This is a genomic window from Bacillus cereus group sp. MYBK245-2, assembly GCF_051916145.1.
Taxonomy (GTDB): domain Bacteria; phylum Bacillota; class Bacilli; order Bacillales; family Bacillaceae_G; genus Bacillus_A; species Bacillus_A pacificus.
The window spans coordinates 1-773 of the sequence record NZ_JBQAGB010000049.1 but is presented as its reverse complement, the minus strand read 5'-3'; the positions used below and the strand labels follow the sequence as shown (position 1 = coordinate 773).

The following is a 773-nucleotide window of genomic DNA, read 5'->3' as shown; positions in this document are numbered from 1 at the left end:
CGCTGTGGTACCTTTTTTAACAGGAATCCTTTCTTTAAAGAACAAAACAGCTCGGGACTTCTTTGAAGGGAAATCTACCGTATTAATAAAAGATGGAAAGATACTCGAAGATAACTTAAAGAAAGAAAAATATACAAGTGACGAATTACTGGAACTTCTCCGTGGAAAAGATGCTTTCAGCGTAGCTGATGTTGAATTTGCTGTACTAGAACCGAGCGGAGAATTAAATGTATTATTAAAGAAAGATCGCCAACCACTCACAGCAAAAGACATCGGTTTAAAAGTAGCAAACGAAAAAGAACCACAAACTGTTATTATGGATGGCAATGTCTTAGATGAACCGCTATCCGCAAGTGGACATAACCGCGCTTGGCTACATGCTGAACTAGAAAAGCTCGGTGTTGTTATCGAAAATGTCTTTCTCGGTCAAGTTGATTCATACGGACAACTGACTATCGACATTTATAATGACAAACTACAAATGCCTTCTCCTCAAAACAAACCTTTATTATTAGCATCATTAAAAAAATGTCATGCTGATCTCGAACTATTTTCCCTAGAAACAAAGTCGAAATCAGCGAGCGAAATGTATAGTAAAAACGCGAAACAAATCGAAAAGATTTTAAATAAAGTAACCTATCTTTTAAAAGAATAGATATCGCAAGAACGCTTCAGTCAAAAGGCGTTCTTTTCTTTTTTTCTACAGTTTTTATAACGTTTAAATTTATGTAATTCGGTTATGATGTTGAAGATACATAAGCAGGGAATTTCAA

1 protein-coding gene is annotated in these 773 nt (G+C 35.2%); it reads left to right on the top strand.

Features of this window, described 5'->3' with window-relative positions; genetic code table 11:
* A partial coding sequence (locus ACTFRN_RS28030) for a DUF421 domain-containing protein (RefSeq protein WP_438881965.1) occupies positions 1-655 on the top strand: 655 nt, incomplete at its 5' end.
* Positions 656-773 lie beyond the last annotated feature (118 nt).